The organism is Actinomyces ruminis, from assembly GCF_002154335.2.
GTDB classification, from domain to species: domain Bacteria; phylum Actinomycetota; class Actinomycetes; order Actinomycetales; family Actinomycetaceae; genus Actinomyces; species Actinomyces ruminis.
On sequence record NZ_MTPX02000054.1, the window covers coordinates 1 to 3,519 of the forward strand.

A 3,519-nucleotide genomic window follows, 5' to 3' on the forward strand; every position below is an offset into this window, starting at 1 on the left:
CCGCCGCTGCCACTCCGCGGGGACGCCGCCCGCGCCAGCGCCGACTGGGCCACCGCCGCCGGACGCTGGGCGCCGCGTCTGCAAGGCCTGGACATCCGCCGCGAACTGGAGGTGCTGGAACGCCTGGGCGGCAGCCTGGTTCTCCCCGGAGACCCGTGGTGGCCGAGTGGATTGAACGACCTGGTGCGGCCGCCCCACTGCCTGTGGGTGCGGGGTGACCCCGCCCTGCTCGCTTCCCGCGCCGGCGCCGATGATGCCGCGCACTCGCGCACCCGCGAGGATCTGGTGCCTGCCGGACCGGGCAGCGGACACGCCCTGGCCCTGGTCGGTGCGCGCGCCTCCACCGACTACGGCGAGCATGTCACCGTGGACATGGCCAGTGGTCTGGCAGCAAAGGGCGTCGTCGTCATCTCCGGGGGCGCCTTCGGAATCGACGCCGCCGCCCACCGCGGCGCCCTGCGCACCGGCGCCACCGTGTCGGTGTCCGCCGGGGGAGTGGACCGCCTCTACCCGGCCGGCAACGCCGACGTGCTGGAGGAGGTCATTACCACCGGCGCCCTGGTGGCCGAGGTGCCGCCCGGCTGCCAGCCCGGTCGCCACCGCTTCCTGACCCGCAACCGACTGATCGCCGCCATGAGTGAGGCCACCGTCGTCGTCGAGGCTGCCTGGCGCTCCGGTGCCCTGTCGACCGCCCATCACGCCCTGGAACTGGGCAGGCCGGTGGGAGCCGTGCCGGGGCCGGTCACCTCCATGGCCTCGGTCGGCTGCCACCGGCTGCTGCGGCAGGGCGCCGTCTGCGTCACCGACGCCGAGGAGGCCCTGGAACTGGTCACGCCCCTGGGGGCCACCGATCCCGATTCCGCCAAGGCCGCCGACCCCGCCAACGCCGGCTCCGGCCTGCTCGACGGCCTGGACGGGCCGGAAGCGGCCGTCCTGGATGCGCTGCCTGCACGCGGCGACGCCGCTGTTGAGTCGATTGCGCGCGCCGCGGGGCTGGCCGAGCGCGAGACCATCGCCGCCCTGGGGCTGCTGGAATTGGCCGGGAGGGTGGAGCGCAGAGGTGCGTCCTGGCGCCGCGCTCGCGGGCGTCGGTGATTTCGGAGTCGGCTGGCGCCGTGGCCGCGCGCCGACGGATCTCAGCGCCCGACGTCGCGGCGGGACAGGGCCGCGCAACTGAGCCCGACCAGAATGGCGCTCAGCCCCCACAGCAGGGCCAGGCCGCCCCAGTCGAAGCCATTGCTCAGAGGCCGGTTTCCGAAGGCCCAGTGATACGGGGACAGGGTCACAAGCCACTCCAGATCGGCGGACATGCCGCCGACCGCGTTCAGCGCGTAGCCGAGCGCAGCCACCGTCGCGCCTACGCCGAGCGACCAGGAGCTCCGCCCTGTCAGTGCGCCGGCTGCTAACGCCGCAGTTCCTGAGAGTACGGACAGTCCCGCCCAGGAGGCCGTCGCCGCCAGCACGTTGGTGATGGACAGTCCCAGCTCGGCGACTGGGTTGAGAACCAGTAACACGGCCACCGTGACGAGGGACAGCACGAGTACCCGTGCCACCAGCGCCGCAGCGCTTTCGGCCCCGTACTGCACGCGTCCCACTGCGTGGGCGAGTGTGAGTTCCAGCCGCCCGCTCTCCTCCGCGCCCGCGAGGAGGCGCGTGCCCCAGGCGGTGGTGGCGATGGCCGCGAGGGCGAAGCCGAGCAGACCGAAGAAGGCGGCTTGGGTATAGCCCGCGCCGGTGGCGATCTGGTCGTATCCCAGGACCGAGACGAGTTCCGTCGGCAGGCTGCTAATCACGTCGGCGAGCTCAGGCGTCTGCAACGACGGGTAGACCGGCAGATACAGTGCCAGCACCGCGGCGAGTGCGACGCTCCAGCCGAGTAGCGAGCGGGCGCCCTCGGCCAGATGCCGACGCAGGATCGGTGCGGTGGCCCGGGAGGTGGAGTTCTGAGGGAGGGACGTGCTCATGCGTCCTCCTCCGGGGCGTACAGGTTAAGGATCGACTCCTCCAGATCGGGTTCCTCGATCGTGAGCTCCTGAACCGTGAATCGTGACAGCCCTTTGACGAGTTCGTCCGCACGTCCGCGGAACGCCCCCAGAATGCGCAGCTGGTGTCCTGGCGCCGGCTCGATTTGCAGATCGCTCAATAGACCCGGCTCCGCCAGGCCGAGGCGAATCTCCTGCGGGGTCGAGTCGCTGAGCACCGCGCGCACTCGGGACACGGCCGCCGGACGCAGGGAGGAGACCGCGCCTTCGGCCACAATTCGACCGTGGGACAGCACGGCGGCGGCATCCGCGGCATGCTGAATCTCGCTGAGGATGTGAGAGCTGAGCAGCACGGTCTGCCCGGCCTCGCGTGCCTCCCGCACCAGGTTCAGGAACTCGCGCTGCATGAGCGGGTCCAGGCCGGAAGTGGGCTCGTCGAGGATCAGCAGCTCGGGGGAGTGCATGAACGCCTGGATCAGCCCGAGCTTCTGCCGGTTCCCCTTCGACAACGACCGTACCGGGCGACTCAGGTCGAGATCCAGGCGTTCGGCCAGGGCCTCGATCCGGCCAGGGGCGACCGGGCCGCTGAGTTCGGCCAGGTGTTTCAACAGTGCGGCACCGCTGGTGCGTTCACTCAGGTTGAGCTCGCCCGGCAGGTAGCCGATGCGTCGGCGCAGCTGTGGGCGGTCGGTGGTGGGTGAGGCGCCGAGTACGGACATGTCGCCACTGGTGGGGCGCATGATGCCGAGCAGCATGCGCAGCACCGTGGTCTTGCCCGCCCCATTGGGGCCGATCAGTCCGTACACGGAGCCTCGCTCCACCTGCAGATCAATACCCCGCACTGCATGCACTCGCCCGAAGCGCTTGTGGAGCGCATGGGTGGTGATGACCGCCGACATGAGTCCTCCTGAACCGACGACATGTGCCCATTCGGCACTCGGTGGGCACGAAGCGCTTCTCCGAATACGCTACGGAGGCAATATGGGAGGACAACACCCGTCCGTGAGCCGGACACCGCTCCCGGCCACGTGTTCGCCGGCTTGTCGGCGAGAACATTGTCCGAATCCGTCACAAACGAAGATTCGTCCTGTTCTCCCAAGTTCCGGAACCGCATGATTTCAATGTTTTACGAGTAGTGCTTAGATGCCGCGGCTGCGTTTGTGACGGATTGCGACAATGCCGGTCGTGGTAGCGCGCTCTCATGGGCCGAGCCGCGTCCCATCCACATCCCCGAACCAGAGGAGCCACTAGACTGGCCCCGTGCGCGCGGGTTCCAAGGCTGGTGAGGGCTCTTCGGCGGTCCCGCCGGGTGGGGGACGGCCGAAGAGGCCGGTGAATGCGAGCCGGTGCACCACCCGGGCCGAGCTGCGGGGCGCCTTCGCCCGCTACCTGGACCTGCAACGGGGCCTGTCTGCGCATACGGTGCGCGCCTACCTCGGCGACCTGGACGAGCTGCTGACCTTCCTCGGCGTTGGCCAGGGCGAGGACGAGCCGGTGGGACCCGCCCTGGGCGCCCTGGACCTGCCGGACCTGCGCG

The 3,519-nt window shown here is 70.1% G+C and carries 4 protein-coding genes; 2 read left to right on the forward strand and 2 right to left on the reverse strand.

Annotation, left to right across the window (positions count from 1 at the left end; all coding sequences use genetic code 11):
- Positions 1–1,095: DNA-processing protein DprA (locus tag BW737_RS10670; protein WP_099330374.1), on the forward strand; the 1,095-nt coding region annotated here is incomplete at its 5' end.
- A gap of 41 nt (positions 1,096–1,136) precedes the next feature.
- On the opposite strand, the gene BW737_RS10675 is transcribed toward BW737_RS10670, so the two are convergent.
- Together BW737_RS10675 and BW737_RS10680 are read right to left on the reverse strand one after the other, a co-directional pair.
- On the reverse strand, positions 1,137–1,964 hold the full coding sequence (locus BW737_RS10675; RefSeq protein ID WP_218961900.1) for an ABC transporter permease subunit: 828 nt from the start codon (positions 1,962–1,964) through the stop codon (positions 1,137–1,139).
- Positions 1,961–2,881 (reverse strand): ABC transporter ATP-binding protein, encoded by a 921-nt coding sequence (locus BW737_RS10680; protein ID WP_086616095.1) that lies wholly within the window; start codon positions 2,879–2,881, stop codon positions 1,961–1,963. Before BW737_RS10680 ends, BW737_RS10675 begins: the two co-directional genes overlap by 4 nt.
- Positions 2,882–3,242: 361 nt before the next feature.
- Between BW737_RS10680 and BW737_RS10685 the strand changes: the two genes are divergently transcribed.
- Positions 3,243–3,519 (forward strand): site-specific integrase (locus BW737_RS10685; RefSeq protein WP_476723624.1); only part of this gene is annotated, 277 nt, incomplete at its 3' end.